Below are 13193 nucleotides of genomic sequence, written 5' to 3' on the forward strand. Positions count from 1 at the left end.
GCAATAGCGCCGTTAGGTCAGCCGACCTTCGCCTCGATCACATCCCACATCAGGGCCGCCGCGTTGACGCCCGTGAACTGCTTCAGTTGCACCGCACCGGTGGGCGAGGTCACATTGATCTCGGTCAGATAGTCGCCGATCACGTCGATGCCCACGAAGATCAGGCCACGCCGCTTCAGCTCGGGCGCGAGCGCCGCGCAGATCTCGCGGTCGCGGGCGGTCAGCGCCACCGCCTCGGCCCGGCCGCCCACCCGCAGGTTGGAGCGCACATGGCCCTTCAGCGGCACCCGGTTGATGGCGCCCACGGGCTCGCCGTCGATCAGGATGATGCGCTTGTCGCCGGCTTCCACCGCCGGGATGAATTTCTGGATCACCAGCTGGTCGCGGCTGATCCCGGCGTGGATCTCCACCAGCGCCTCCAGATTGGGATCATCGGCCTTGAGCCGCACCACGCCCGAGCCCGCCGCCCCATGCAGGGGCTTGAGCACCACGTCCCCGTGCCGCTGGTGGAAATCGGCCAGGGCCGCCGGGTCCGACGAGATCAGGGTCGGTGGCTGCAGCCCGGCGAACCGCGTGGCGAACAGCTTCTCCGGCGCGTTCCGGACCTCGGTCGGGTCGTTGACCACCAGGGTCTTCGGATGGATCGTCTCCAGCAGATAGGTGGCGGTCACATAGGCCATATCGAAGGGCGGATCCTGACGCATCAGGATCACGTCGATGTCCTCGGCCAGGTCCAGCTTCGCCCAGTCGCCGAAGGTCACGTGATCGCCCACGGTCTGGCGCAGGGTCACCGGCCGCGCGCGGCAGAACAGCCGCCCGTCCTCCAGCGCCAGGGTGGCCACGTCATAGACCCACAAACGGTGGCCGCGCTCCTGCGCGGTGATGGCCTGCAGGAAGGTGGTGTCCGCCTCGATATTGACCGCCTCGATGGGGTCCATCTGGATGGCGACCTTGAGCATGGCGGTGTCCTTGAAGCGTAACGATGAGGGCTTGCAGATGGACTCAGCGCGTCCCGGGCGCAAGGCGGACCCGTCAGTTCAGGCGCAGCCGGATGCGGTCATGGGCGCTGCGGGCGTTCGCCTCGCCGTGACCGTCCAGACCCCGCGCCCGGTCCAGCGCCGTCAGCGCTCCGGCCAGGGCGCCCTGCTTCTCCCGCGCCGTGGCCACGTCCAGCCAGGGCCGGTGATCCTCCGGATCCAGCAGCACGCGCCGGAGGGCCGAGCGTTCGGCGCCCTCGAAATCCTCGCGTCTCAGGGCGCGCACGAACAGCATGTTCTGCAGCCGGATCAGGGCCTGCCGGTCCGTCACCGGGGCCATCAGCAGGTCCAGCCGGTCCGCCACATGGGGGGTCAGCCCGGCCAGCAGGGCCCGGCGCGTCAGCTCCGACGGCATGACGATGCGGCCCTGGCTGAACGGGTCCAGCGCCACCGCCCCGTCCGCCGTCTCGACCCGCAGCAGGAAGTGGCCCGGAAAATCCACCCCCCGGCAGACCAGCCCCGCCTGTGCCGCGGCATGGATGTAGAACACCGCCAGGGCCGCCGACAGGCCGCGTCGCCGCTCGGCCACGTCGATGATGTCGGTGTTGGCCGGGTCGTCGTAATGCAGCAGGTCGCCGTTCAGCCGCAGGTCCGAGGCCATGGTCTCCACCAGGGCGTCGTCGTGGGACTCGCGGGCCATGCGCTCCGTCAGCCGTTCGGCGGCGTTGGCGGCCAGGGTGCGGACCGGCGTCGTCTCCCGGTGCGGATAGTCGTGGATGGCGCAGGCGATCGCCGCCTCCAGCAGCGGGAAGGCGTCGTCCTCGGCCGTGCCGGCCTCGGTCAGAACCTGTTCCGCCTCCTCGCGCGTCACATCCACCTCATGATCGTCTCAGGCTCTCCTGCGACAGGCCCCGAACATGCCGGGGAAACCGACCGGGGGCCAGAGCCACCATGTCCAGCCGCAATGACAGGGTCTTGAGCGAGGGCCGGTTTTTCGCCACGGCCTTCCCCGCCGCCAGCAGGCGCGCCTTCTGGGGCGCGCTCAGGGCGGTCAGGGCCTGCTCCAGGGTGGCGCGGCGCTTGACCTCCACCACCGCCAGAACCTGGCCGCGCCGGGCCAGCAGGTCGATCTCCCCCGCCCGGCTCTTCAGGCGGAAGCCCAGCACCTGATAACCCTTGGCCATCAACAGGGCGGCCGCCAGCCATTCGGCCGCGTGCCCCGCCTTGTGCGCCTTCGCACCCAGCCCGATCCGCCACGCCGCCTTCGCACGGGCCGGGGCGGGGGGCGGGCGCATCAGGCCGGGTCCTTGCCCTGCAGCGCCAGGGCGCGCCGGTAGAGAATTTTTCTGGGCAGATCCAGCGCCTTGGAGACCTCGGAGGCCGCATCGGCGGGACCGGCCCGCTTCAGGGCGTCCACAAGGGCGGCGTCGGCGTCGGCCTCGCTGGCCTGTTCGTCCTCGCCGGGGCCGATCACCACCACCAGCTCGCCGCGCGGGCCGTCCAGCTGCGGCTTGGCGGCCAGTTGCACCAGATCGCCGCGCACGCACTCCTCGTACAGCTTGGTCAGCTCCCGGGCCACGGCGGCGGGGCGGGGGCCCAGCACCGCGGCCATGTCGGCCAGGCTGCCGGCCAGACGCGGCCCGCTTTCAAAGAACACCAGGGTGGCGCGGATGGGCTTGAGCGCCTCCAGCGCCGTGCGCCGCTGGCCGCTCTTGGCAGGCAGGAAGCCGGCGAAAAGCACCCGGTCGGCGGGCAGGCCCGCCACCGCCAGCGCCGCCAGCAGGCTGGAGGGGCCGGGCACCGGATGGACCGGCAGGCCCGCCGCGATCATGGCCCGGGCCACCACGAAGCCGGGGTCCGACACCATGGGCGTGCCGGCGTCCGACACCAGCGCCACCACCTGACCCTCGCGCACCCGCTCCACCGCGCCCCCGGCCGCCCGTTCCGAAGCGTGGTCGTCGCACCGCTCCAGCCGGGCCTTGAGGCCATAGGCCGATAACAGTTTGCCGGTGACGCGCGTGTCCTCGGCCAGGATCAGGTCGGCGGCCTTCAGCACGTCCAGCGCCCTGAGGGTGATGTCGCGCAGGTTCCCGATGGGCGTGGAGACCAGATACAGGCCCGGCTGCACCGGCCGGGGCGGCGGCGCCATGGGCGGAAAGGGGGAGATCATCGAAGGATCCGTCATCCTCCAACCGTGCCAGCGCCCGCGATCCGGCTCAAGCGAAACAGCGGCGATCTCCCCGGCGGGCGGGTCGTCCTCAGGCCAGCCAGAGCATCATGCGGGTGTCCACCTCGGCGTTGCGGGCGCGGCTGAACTGGCGGCGGGTTTCGCCGGTGTAGAGAAATCCGGCCTTCTCCAGCACGCGTCCCGACGCCGGATTGTCGGCGAAGTGGCCGGCGATGAGCGCCTTCTTGCTCCAGCGGCCTTTGGCCCAGGCCAGGGCGCCCTGCGCCGCCTCGGTGGCCAGACCCCGGCCCCAGAAGGGCTTGCCGATCCAGTAGCCCATCTCGGGCGCGCGATCCTTGTCGTGGAACAGGCCCAGCACCCCGACGGGGCCGTGGTCCTCGTGCTCGATGACGAAGGTGTTGGCCCGGCGCGGGTCCTGCATGGCCACGTTCATGACGAAGGCCTCGGCGTCCTCGGTGCGGAACGGCGAGGGCATGCGGCACGTCATGCGCGCGATCTCGGGATCGCCGGCGAGTTGGGCGATGCGGGAGATGTCCTGGGCGCCCGGGGCGCGCAGGGCCAGGCGCCGCGTCTCGATGACGGGGGAGGTTTCTATGACGCACATGGGCGAAGCCTCAACTCACGCCGGTCTCCTTGGAGGGCTCGGACCGGTCTCTCGAGGCGGGGAAACGAAAAAGGGAGCCTGGTCGATCCAGACTCCCCGCGGAATATTTCCCTGGTCCGGATCGCTGCTGTTCTGGCCAGCGCGATCCGGGAGATTTCCTGGATTTCGCGCCTATTCGGCGGCCGCGGCCTGTTCGGCCGGAAGCACGGAGACGTAACAACGCCCGCCACGCTTGGTGGTGAATTTCACCGCACCCTGCACAAGGGCGAAAATGGTGTGGTCACGGCCCAGGCCGACGTTGTCGCCGGGGTGCCACTTGGTGCCGCGCTGGCGGATGATGATGTTGCCGGCCAGCACGCGCTCGCCGCCGAACTTCTTCACGCCGAGGCGCTTGGACTCAGAGTCGCGACCGTTATTCGACGAACCGCCGGATTTCTTGTGAGCCATGGGTCTGCTCCGTGTTCCTTAGGGCGCTACGCTCGGGACCCGGTCCCTCGCTGCTTGAGCGCGTGTCTCTATACTAATGCGCGAAAGGCCAAACGGCCAATCGTGCGGACTATTCCTTGTCGGCCTTGGGCGCGGCCTTCTTGGCGGGCGCCTTCTTGGCCGGGGCCTTGGCCTCGGTCTTGGCTTCAGCCTTGGGGGCGGCGGCCTTCTTGGCCGGAGCCTTCTTGGCGGGCGCTTCGGCGGTCTCGGCCGGAGCGGCTTCAGCCTTGGCCTTGGGGGCCTTCTTCGGCTCGGCCTCGACGCGCGGGGCCAGGCCGCGGGCGCGGGCGTTCATTTCGGCCTTGGTCAGAACCTCGGCCTTGCCGTCCCACTTGGCCGACTGGCCGTCGCCTTCGATGCCGGTGATGCGCAGCACGCTCTCCATCTGGCGATGGCCGTTGGTGCGGCGATAGCCCTGCCGGCGGATCTTCTTGAAGATCTTGATCTTCTCGCCCTTGCGGGTTTCGACCAGAGTGGCCGCCACGGAGGCGCCCTTGATGAGCGGGGCGCCCAGGGTCACGCCCTTGTCGCCGCCCAGCATCATGACTTCGCCGAAGCTGACGTCAGAGCCCGCGTCGCCGTCGAGCTTCTCGACCACGATCACGTCACCCGGTTGGACCCGGTATTGCTTGCCGCCGGTTTTGATCACCGCGTACATATTAAGCCTCGGCTGGAACGCAAAAAGATGTGCGCCCGCGAGGTGACCCTGCGGGCGAAGAGCGGCGACATATACGGACAGGCCGGTTTGAGTCAACGCGAAACGGGGGGATGAGGCCCGATTTTCCCATCGGGCAAGGGTGTTCGCCGCCGGTTCGGCCTGACTATGGCCTGACGGGCGCAGGCCGGGCAAGCTGCCGTCCGTCCGTCCATCAAGGAGCGCTTCATGTCACGCCGTCTGTCCGTCCTCGCCGCGATCCCCGCCCTCGTCCTGATGGCCCAGCCGGCGACGGCTGATCCGGTGGACGCCTACTGGGCGAATCTCACCGCCCTGTGCGGCAAGGCGTTCGGCGGAACCCTGGTCCAGGCGCCCGAGGGCGACACGGCGTTCCAGGGCAGGGCCCTGGTCATGCATGTGCGGGATTGTTCGCCGCAGCGCATCCGCATTCCCTTCGTGGTGGGCGACGACCTGTCGCGCACCTGGGTTCTGACCCGTCACGAGGACGGCCGCATCGAACTGCGCCACGACCACCGGCACGAGGACGGATCGGAAGAGGACGCCACCCAGTACGGGGGCTTCACGCCCAATCCGGGCAATGACCGCATCAAGATGTTCCCGGCGGACCAGGCCACCTGGGACCGCAGGCCCAATTCGCACCCCAGCGTCTGGTTCATGGAGGTGCAGGATGACCGCTTCATCTATGCGGCCGTGCGGGTGGGCACGCCCCGCGCCTATCGGGTGGAGTTCGACCTGACCCGCGAGATCGACGCCCCGCCCGCCCCGTGGGGCTGGACGGACTGAATCAGGCTCCCCGCCGCGCCAGCAGGTCCCGCAACTCCGCCATCTCGGCGCGCATGGCCTTGAGCTCGTCGGTCATGGCGCGGGCCTCGGCCGCGGATTCCGTGCGGGCCTGTTCGCGCTCGGCCGCGGCCTGGCGCAGGTGGGCCTCCACCTCCTCGTGATCGGCCTTGAGCAGGTCGTCGTGCTCCTCCTGCATGGCCGAGACCACCACCCCGATGAACAGGTTCAGCATGGTGAAGGCGGTGGCCAGGATGAACGGCACGAAGAAGGCCCAGGCGTAGGGATAGACTTCCATCACCGGGCGCACGATGCCCATGGACCAGCTTTCCAGGGTCATGATCTGGAACAGGGAGTAGGCCGAGGCCCCCAGGCTGCCGAACCACTGGGGGAAGCTCTCGCCGAACAGCATGGTGGCCATCACCGCCGAGACATAGAAGACCAGCGCCAGCAGCATGACGATGGCGCCCATGCCGGGCAGGGCCGAGATCAGGGCCGAGACCACCCGCTTCAGCGACGGCGCCACGGTGATCAGGCGCAGCACCCGCAGCACCCGCAGGGCGCGCAGCACCGAGAAGGCGCCGGTGGCCGGGACCAGGGCCACGCCCACCACCACGAAATCGAACAGGCTCCACGGGTCCCGGAAGAAGGCCAGCCGGTGCACCACCAGTCGCGCGCCGATCTCGATCACGAACACGGTCAGCAGGATGCTGTCGGCCCAGTGCAGCCAGCGCCCCCAGGAGGCCATGACCGTCGGGCTGGTCTCCAGCCCCAGGATGATGGCGTTGAGCACGATCAGGGCGGTGATGACCTGTTCGGTGCGGCGGGAGGCGAGAAGGGCGCGCAGGGATTGCAAGGGCGGCGTCCGTGGCTTGGCGGTTGGGGTGACGCCCCATGTGGCCCGCCCCGCAACGGAAATCCAGCAGGGCGCGCGCCCTGCGGCGAGACGACAGATGGATCAGGGGTCGTGCGTTACAGAATAACGCGCTATGGGGCGCGGCCATGACCGACCCCGCCGCCGCCGAAAGCCTGCTGGCGCCCCTCATCTGGGGCGGGTTCGTCGCCGCCTTCCTGCACGCCGCCCTGCCGACCCACTGGCTGCCCTTCGTGCTGGTGGGCCGGGCCCAGGGATGGCGCGCCCGCATGACCCTGGGCGCCGCAGCCCTCGCCGGCATGGTGCATGTGATCTCCACGGCGATCGTCGGCGGGCTGATCGTGATGGCGGGCCTGGCGCTGGAGGAGCGGCTGGCCGGGATTCTGCCCTGGATCGCGGCGGCCATGATGTTCGCCTTCGGGGGGTACTATCTGGTGCGGGCGTTCCGGACGCGCGCCTCGTCAGGGCGGGACGAGCCGGGACGGGACACGCCCGGCCGGGCGGTGTCGGACCGGGCGGCCTTCCTGGGCCTGATGGCGCTTCTGGCCCTGTCCCCGGGCGAGGTGTTGCTGCCGCTCTATCTCTCCGGCGCCCAGCATGGCCTTTACGGCCTGATCCTGCTGACCCTGGCCTTCGCGGGCGGCACCATCCTTGGCATGGTGCTCCTGACCGGGGCGGCCTTCATGGGCGCGTCCCTGCTGAGGCTGGAGCGGCTGGCGCGCTTCGAGGGCGCCATCCTCGGCGCCGCCCTGATCATTCTGGGCCTTCTCGTGGCGTTCGGTCCGCTCTAGGCGCCTGATCGGTTGAGGCGGAATCGCCTCGCGATTCCGCCGATGCCGTGAATCAGGCGCCAGATGAAAGCGAGAGCATGATTCACGCTTCAGCCGGAACCGCTGCGCGGTTCCGTCCGAAACGATCATGCTCTAAGCCTGACCGTCATGGCGCACGACCATCATCATCACGGACATGGTCACGGGCACGCCCACGGCCACCACCATGCGCCGGTGGACACGGGTGACTGGCGCTATCTGGTCGCACTGGCCCTGAACCTGGGCTTCGTGATCGTGGAGTTCTGGGCCGGGCTGATCAGCGGCTCCACCGCCCTGATGGCCGACGCCGGGCACAATCTGTCGGACGTGCTGGCCCTGGCCCTGGCCGGGGGCGCGGCGTGGCTGGCGCGCAAGCGGGCGCGGGATTCCCTGACCTACGGCTATCGCAAGGGCACCGTGCTGGCCGCCCTGGCCAACGCCATCCTGCTGCTGGCCGCCTGCGGCTGGATCACCTGGGAGGCGTTCCAGCGCCTGATGAACCCGGTGGAGGTGGCGTCCGGCTTCATCGTCGTGGTGGCCGGCATCGGCTTTGTCATCAACCTGGGCACCGCCCTGCTGTTCCTGAGGGACCAGCACAAGGACCTGAACGTGCGCGGCGCCTATCTTCACATGATGGCCGATGCGGCGGTGTCCCTGGGCGTGGTGGCGGCCGGGCTGGTGATCATGTTCAGCGGCTGGACCATCATCGACCCCATGATCAGCCTGGTGATCGTGGCGGTGATCCTGTGGGCGACCTGGGGGCTGCTGAAGGACTCGGTGACCCTGGCGCTGGACGGGGCCCCGGCGGGCATGGATGTCAGCGCGGTGCGTCAGGCGCTGCTGGCCTTGCCCGGCGTGGCGGCGGTGCACGATCTGCACGTCTGGGGCCTGTCCACCACCGACGCCGCCCTGACCGCCCATCTGGTGCGCAGCGCGGCCGCGCCCGCCGACCTGCTGGCCCAGGCCCAGAAGGCGGCGGCCGGGTTCGGCGTCACCCATACCACCTTCCAGATCGAGGACGCGGCCCAGGCCGACTGCCCCGACTGCTGATCCGCCCTTGGCAACGGCCCGTTGAGGCGCCATCTGGCGCTCATGACCGACAAGACACCCGTGACCGTGCTGACCGGCTACCTCGGCGCCGGCAAGACCACCCTGCTCAACCGCATCCTGACCGAGGACCACGGCAAGCGTTACGCCGTGATCGTCAACGAGTTCGGCGAGATCGGCATCGACAACGATCTGGTGGTCGGCGCCGACGAGGACGTGTTCGAGATGAACAACGGCTGCGTCTGCTGCACCGTGCGCGGCGATCTGATCCGGGTGGTCTCGGGCCTGATGAAGCGCCAGCGCCCCGGCAAGCCCGCCTTCGACGCCATCATCGTCGAGACCACGGGCCTGGCCGATCCCGGTCCGGTGGCCCAGACCTTCTTCGTGGACGACGAGGTGCGCGAGAAGACCCGGCTGGACAGCGTCACGGCCCTGGCCGACGCCCTGCACATCATGGCGCGGCTGGACGACTCCCGCGAGGCGCGCGAGCAGATCGCCTTCGCCGACCGCATCATCCTGAACAAGACCGATCTGGTGGACGAGGCGCAGCTTGTGGCCATCGAGGCCCGCCTGCGCGCCCTGAACCCCATCGCCCCGGTGATGCGGGCCCAGCGCGCCGACGTGCCGCTGGACCAGGTGCTGGGGCTGGGCGGCTTTGATCTGGAGCGCATCACCGACATCCGCCCCGCCTTCGCCAACCCGGCCCACGGCGAGCCGGGCCATGTGCACGACGATCACTGCGGCCACGATCACGACCATGATCACAGCCACGACCACGATCATGACCACCACCACGGCCCGCGCGGCCACGACCACGGCGACGACATCCGGGGCATCAGCCTTTCGCTGGACCGGCCCATCGACGGCGGCAAGTTCACTCGCTGGCTGGACGAGCTTCTGGCCACCAAGGGTCAGGACATCCTGCGCGCCAAGGGCATCATCGAGGTGGCGGGCGAGGACCGCCGGCTGGTGTTCCAGGCCGTCCACATGATCCTCGAAGGCGACCTGCAGAAGCCCTGGGGCGAAAAGGAGCGGCGCTGGAGCCGCGCGGTCTTCATCGGCCGCGATCTGGACGAGGCGGCGCTGAAGGCCGGCTTCGAGGCCTGCGCCGCGTGAGCCGGTTCTCCTTCGACGCCCAGCCCACCGCCGCCCTGTTCGATCACAGGGGCGCGGTCTTCACCCTCGGGGACGGGGCGGTGCGGTTCGACACCGGCGAGCGCGTGGACGCCCACGGCGGCCCGGTTCTGTCGGCCGCCGTCCACCCCTCCGGCGAAGGCGTCGTCACCGGCGGCGACGACGGCAAGCTGGTGTGGAGCCGGCGCGAGGACGCGGGCCAACTGGCGGCGGCCAAAGGCGCCTGGATCGACGCCGTGGCCGCATCGCCCGCCTCGGGCCTGATCGCCTTCTCCGCAGGGCGCACGGTGACGGTGCTGGACGTCAAGGACCCGGCCTTCCGCCGCACCTTCGAGCACGAGCGCACCGTCTCGGGCCTGGCCTTCGACCCCAAGGGGCGCCGGCTGGCCGCCTCCACCTACGGCGGCGTCGCCCTGTGGTTCGCCCGCATCGAAAAGCAGAAGCCGACCTTCCTGAAATGGGCCGGGTCGCACACCGGCGTCACCTTCTCCCCCGACGGCAATTTCGTCGTCTCCACCATGCAGGACGCCCAGCTGCACGGCTGGCGGCTGAAGGATTCAAAGGACATGCGCATGGGCGGCTATCCGTCCAGGGTGCGGGCCATGGCCTTCCTGTCCAGGGGGGCGCTGCTGGCCACCTCGGGCGCCCAGGGAAGCGTGCTGTGGCCGTTCATCGGATCTAACGGACCCATGGGCAGGGAGGCCACCGAGATCGGCTATGACGCCGGATCCCAGGTGGTTCTGGTCGCCGCCGCGGTCGACCACCCGAAGCTGGCCGCGGGCCTGTCCGACGGCCGGGTCTGGGTCGCCGAGCCCGCCGCCCAGGGTCTCAACTACATCCGCGCCGACCGCGGCGCCCCCATCGCCGCCCTCGCCATGAGCGCGGACGGAACCCGGGTGGCCTGGGCCGACGAGGACGGCGAGGCGGGGGTGACGGTCCTCTGAGGGACGGCGCCCTTGTGCGGGGTGGCGGACAACCCCCCGGACCGGACGTTGGGAAGGTCCGCTGCGGGTGGTGAGCGGACAATCAACAATGCGGACCAAGTGGCGTTCGGCGCACTAATCCGGGATCTGTTTATCTGCTTCGCGAGACGCCCGACTTCTGGTCGATCAAAACGGCCTGCTGCCACCGGCTCGGCGCCTTGTCGGTTCGGTGTATGCAGCCCGCCCAGCAGCAGGGCCGCTTCTTGCCTTCCAGCAGTTCCTCGGACGTTCGTTCTATCCTTCGCAAACGCGTCTTCGCCTGCTTGGCGTCGTCCACCCAGCAAATGAACTCGTTTCGCCCGAGCGGGGTCAGGCCTGCCCACAGTTCAAAGACCTTCGCATCCGATCGGATTGCCGCTTGAAGGTCGGAGCCCGCTTCGTGGACAACGCCTTGCGGAAAATCATCCATCATGCCGCTCCTGAGTTGATCCGCCTGAAGGTAGCCTCAAGATGCGCGTTTTTCGGTCAACTTCACAGCCCAGCCCGGTAAGATCGGGCGCAAGCGTGAAGGTCCCCGATGGGTCGCCAGCAAACACGCCCTTGGCGGGCCTCCGATCTGGATCAGATCGCCTTGGGCTCGGCGATCCGCTCAAGGCGAGCGGCTACGAAGTGAGAGAAGTTAAAGCTGCCCCCCTGGACTGGGTCGCCATGATCCGCCCCGCTCTGCCGACAGAAAACTGGTGGGCCTCGAACTCGGTCTGCCGCGGTTCTCCGGTCTCGGGATCGACCCAGTCCACGACGACACGATACCGATATGAGTTCAGATCCATGGCTCTCTCTTTTCTGATGAAGTTGGGCCGCGCCGGATCGTTCGCAATCAAACCGGGCGCGTTTTCGCCGACTCATAAGGTGGACGGCCCTGACGGTACGTGACGGCGGCTTGGCCGGGTCGGGACGGCCCCCATCTTCCCTGACGGAACATCAGGGGAGACCTCACCATGGACATGGCCGACATCGCGACCTCGGCGACCTTCGTGATCCTGCTGACCGCCATCCTCGCAGCGTGGCTCCGGGAGCGCCGCCGGATTCGAACGCTTCTGGGCGTCCTGCACGCCGAGGCCCGCGGGCTCTGCGCCGAGGCCGCCGGGTTGGCCGAGGCCCTCGCGCGCCGTCAGGCGGACGGTGTACCGATCGACCAGCTTTTCCTCGACATGCACGCGCTCGGCGAGCCGCAGACCTGGCCGGGCCTTGTTTCGTCCTCGGGGCTGATGCCGCGCGACATCTTGGGGCGAGCGGTGGAGCTGCACGGCCATCTGGCGCTGGCGCGGGCGCGGCTGGCCGGCTGGCGCTCCGGCCCCCGGGACAGGGCCGGCGCCGGACTGCTGGTGGAGACCTTGCTGCATGCGGCCAACGGCGGCGATTCCCTGCTCCGGGAGATTGAAGCTCGACTGGGCTGGCCGCATCGGTGGCAGCCTCACGTGCCTGCGGCCACAGCCCTCGTCACCGCGATGGATGACGAAAATCGCGAGGTTTTTGACTGGGCCTACTGGAGCGACCCTCTTTGAGACTGCCTTCGGTGAATGGCGCGACCTCGCCGAAATGCCTTTGGCGTCCGCGCAGCGGCCGCGCCTCCTCATCTGGAGACGGACTATGACCATCCATGAATTCATTGAGCGCCATATCCCGTGGCGATACGGCCGCCTGTACTACCGCGCCGTCGGCGGTCTCCGCCGCCTGACCCGCCGGCTTCGATACCGGCGCATGCCGCCAGACGGCTGGGGCAAGGGCTGGCGCATCCTTGTCTTCCGCCTGTCCACCCCGACACGGCCGGAACTGCATGTTCTGGCGCCGGTCGATGGCGACAGCTTCGACTGGAAGACATTGCGGGTTCATGTGCGGGGCAAGCCTTGGCCCGAATACGCACACGAAGCGGGAAAGCAGATCGGCGTCATGGCCTGGGAAGGTCACCACACCTACGTCGTGATCGACGGATTCGGCCCCCAGAGGCTTTCCATGGGAACGCTCGTGCCCGGCGAGTTTGGGGGCGGTGTGGACGTCGGCTTGGTGCTGGTCGACGTCCGTAATGCCGCAATCGCCGACCTCGGCGAGGCGAAAGCCTGACCCAGCGCCTTAACCGGCCCCTTAATCCCGCATTTCCGCCAACCAATGCCCCTGCAAACAAGGGGTCGGCGTCCTGAACCCCTGTTTTTCATCCCGCTGCTCCGGGGCGCCGCAGACTGGCGGCATGAGCATCGACCCTGCACCCCCCGCCCGCAACCGCCCCCTGACCGGAGACGCCCGCCGCTGGGACGCCGCCCGCGATGAATATCTGGCCGGCTCTCCCGCCGAGGCGGTCTGCCGCCGCCACGACCTGCGCCTGGCCACCTTCCGCCGCCGCGCCCTGCGGGAGGGCTGGCGCCGCATGGACCAGCCGCAGCCCGACACACCGCCGCAGCAGGACGAGCCCCTTGTCATCCCGGAAGCGCCGTCAGGCGCTATCGGGGACGCCCCCCTCACCGCCGCCCAGATGCTCGACAGGTGCTGGAGCCACATCCAGGCGGCCGTGGCCGCCGGCCGCGTGATCGAGGCCCGCGGCTGGATGCGCCTGTACAAGGACTTGAAGCCCTTCGCCCACTATGAGGCGATCGCCGCCCGCGAGGCCCGCATGGAGCGCGAGGCCGCCGAACGGCGCGAA

At 69.2% G+C, this 13193-nt stretch carries 17 protein-coding genes; 8 read left to right on the forward strand and 9 right to left on the reverse strand.

Annotated features, from left to right (window positions below; all coding sequences use genetic code 11):
• Positions 1–17: 17 nt before the first annotated feature.
• The 7 genes from gshB to rplU form a co-directional block, all read right to left on the reverse strand.
• Positions 18–959: a glutathione synthase gene (gene gshB, locus C0461_RS10445; RefSeq protein WP_292106580.1), complete on the reverse strand. Its 942-nt coding sequence runs from the start codon at positions 957–959 to the stop codon at positions 18–20.
• A 73-nt stretch (positions 960–1032) separates the two neighbouring features.
• Complete coding sequence (locus C0461_RS10450) at positions 1033–1848, reverse strand: transglutaminase family protein (protein WP_292106582.1); 816 nt, start codon at positions 1846–1848, stop codon at positions 1033–1035.
• A 7-nt stretch (positions 1849–1855) separates the two neighbouring features.
• Positions 1856–2272 (reverse strand): YraN family protein, encoded by a 417-nt coding sequence (locus C0461_RS10455; protein WP_292106585.1) that lies wholly within the window; start codon positions 2270–2272, stop codon positions 1856–1858.
• Complete coding sequence (rsmI, locus tag C0461_RS10460) at positions 2272–3147, reverse strand: 16S rRNA (cytidine(1402)-2'-O)-methyltransferase (RefSeq protein ID WP_292106586.1); 876 nt, start codon at positions 3145–3147, stop codon at positions 2272–2274. The genes C0461_RS10455 and rsmI overlap by 1 nt, the downstream gene beginning before the upstream one ends.
• A gap of 88 nt (positions 3148–3235) precedes the next feature.
• A complete protein-coding gene (locus tag C0461_RS10465; protein ID WP_292106588.1) occupies positions 3236–3769 on the reverse strand; it encodes a GNAT family N-acetyltransferase in 534 nt (177 codons plus the stop codon).
• A 171-nt stretch (positions 3770–3940) separates the two neighbouring features.
• Positions 3941–4216 carry a 50S ribosomal protein L27 gene (rpmA, locus tag C0461_RS10470; protein WP_292106590.1) on the reverse strand — a complete coding sequence of 92 codons (276 nt, stop codon included), beginning with the start codon at positions 4214–4216 and terminating at the stop codon, positions 3941–3943.
• Positions 4217–4325: 109 nt separating this feature from the next.
• Positions 4326–4913, reverse strand: coding sequence for a 50S ribosomal protein L21 (gene rplU, locus C0461_RS10475; RefSeq protein ID WP_021696079.1), 588 nt, complete (start codon positions 4911–4913; stop codon positions 4326–4328).
• A gap of 225 nt (positions 4914–5138) precedes the next feature.
• Here rplU and C0461_RS10480 point away from each other — a divergent pair, with 225 nt between their 5' ends.
• Positions 5139–5714, forward strand: a complete 576-nt coding sequence (locus C0461_RS10480) for a hypothetical protein (RefSeq protein ID WP_292106595.1) — start codon at positions 5139–5141, stop codon at positions 5712–5714.
• 1 nt (position 5715) lies between these two features.
• Here C0461_RS10480 and C0461_RS10485 read toward each other — a convergent pair whose 3' ends face one another.
• Positions 5716–6567: an ion transporter gene (locus C0461_RS10485; RefSeq protein ID WP_292106598.1), complete on the reverse strand. Its 852-nt coding sequence runs from the start codon at positions 6565–6567 to the stop codon at positions 5716–5718.
• 146 nt (positions 6568–6713) lie between these two features.
• Between C0461_RS10485 and C0461_RS10490 the strand changes: the two genes are divergently transcribed.
• The 4 genes from C0461_RS10490 (at position 6714) to C0461_RS10505 (ending at position 10519) form a co-directional block, all read left to right on the forward strand.
• A complete protein-coding gene (locus C0461_RS10490) occupies positions 6714–7376 on the forward strand; it encodes a hypothetical protein (RefSeq protein WP_292106601.1) in 663 nt (220 codons plus the stop codon).
• Positions 7377–7523: 147 nt separating this feature from the next.
• Entirely contained in the window at positions 7524–8444 is a 921-nt protein-coding gene (locus C0461_RS10495; RefSeq protein ID WP_292106604.1) for a cation diffusion facilitator family transporter, read from the forward strand.
• A gap of 42 nt (positions 8445–8486) precedes the next feature.
• Positions 8487–9557, forward strand: a complete 1071-nt coding sequence (locus C0461_RS10500) for a GTP-binding protein (protein ID WP_292106606.1) — start codon at positions 8487–8489, stop codon at positions 9555–9557.
• Entirely contained in the window at positions 9554–10519 is a 966-nt protein-coding gene (locus tag C0461_RS10505) for a WD40 repeat domain-containing protein (protein ID WP_292106608.1), read from the forward strand. The genes C0461_RS10500 and C0461_RS10505 overlap by 4 nt, the downstream gene beginning before the upstream one ends.
• A 130-nt stretch (positions 10520–10649) precedes the next feature.
• On the opposite strand, the gene C0461_RS10510 is transcribed toward C0461_RS10505, so the two are convergent.
• Positions 10650–10967 carry a YdeI/OmpD-associated family protein gene (locus C0461_RS10510; protein WP_292106611.1) on the reverse strand — a complete coding sequence of 106 codons (318 nt, stop codon included), beginning with the start codon at positions 10965–10967 and terminating at the stop codon, positions 10650–10652.
• A gap of 529 nt (positions 10968–11496) precedes the next feature.
• Between C0461_RS10510 and C0461_RS10515 the strand changes: the two genes are divergently transcribed.
• The 3 genes from C0461_RS10515 to C0461_RS10525 all read left to right on the forward strand — a co-directional run.
• Positions 11497–12063: a hypothetical protein gene (locus C0461_RS10515; RefSeq protein WP_292106614.1), complete on the forward strand. Its 567-nt coding sequence runs from the start codon at positions 11497–11499 to the stop codon at positions 12061–12063.
• A gap of 85 nt (positions 12064–12148) precedes the next feature.
• Positions 12149–12619 carry a hypothetical protein gene (locus tag C0461_RS10520; protein WP_292106617.1) on the forward strand — a complete coding sequence of 157 codons (471 nt, stop codon included), beginning with the start codon at positions 12149–12151 and terminating at the stop codon, positions 12617–12619.
• Positions 12620–12743: 124 nt separating this feature from the next.
• Positions 12744–13193, forward strand: a 450-nt coding sequence (locus tag C0461_RS10525) for a hypothetical protein (RefSeq protein WP_292106620.1), incomplete at its 3' end; no start/stop codon positions are given.

Origin of the sequence: Brevundimonas sp., assembly GCF_013823285.1 — a bacterium.
In the GTDB taxonomy this organism is placed as follows: Bacteria; Pseudomonadota; Alphaproteobacteria; order Caulobacterales; family Caulobacteraceae; genus Brevundimonas.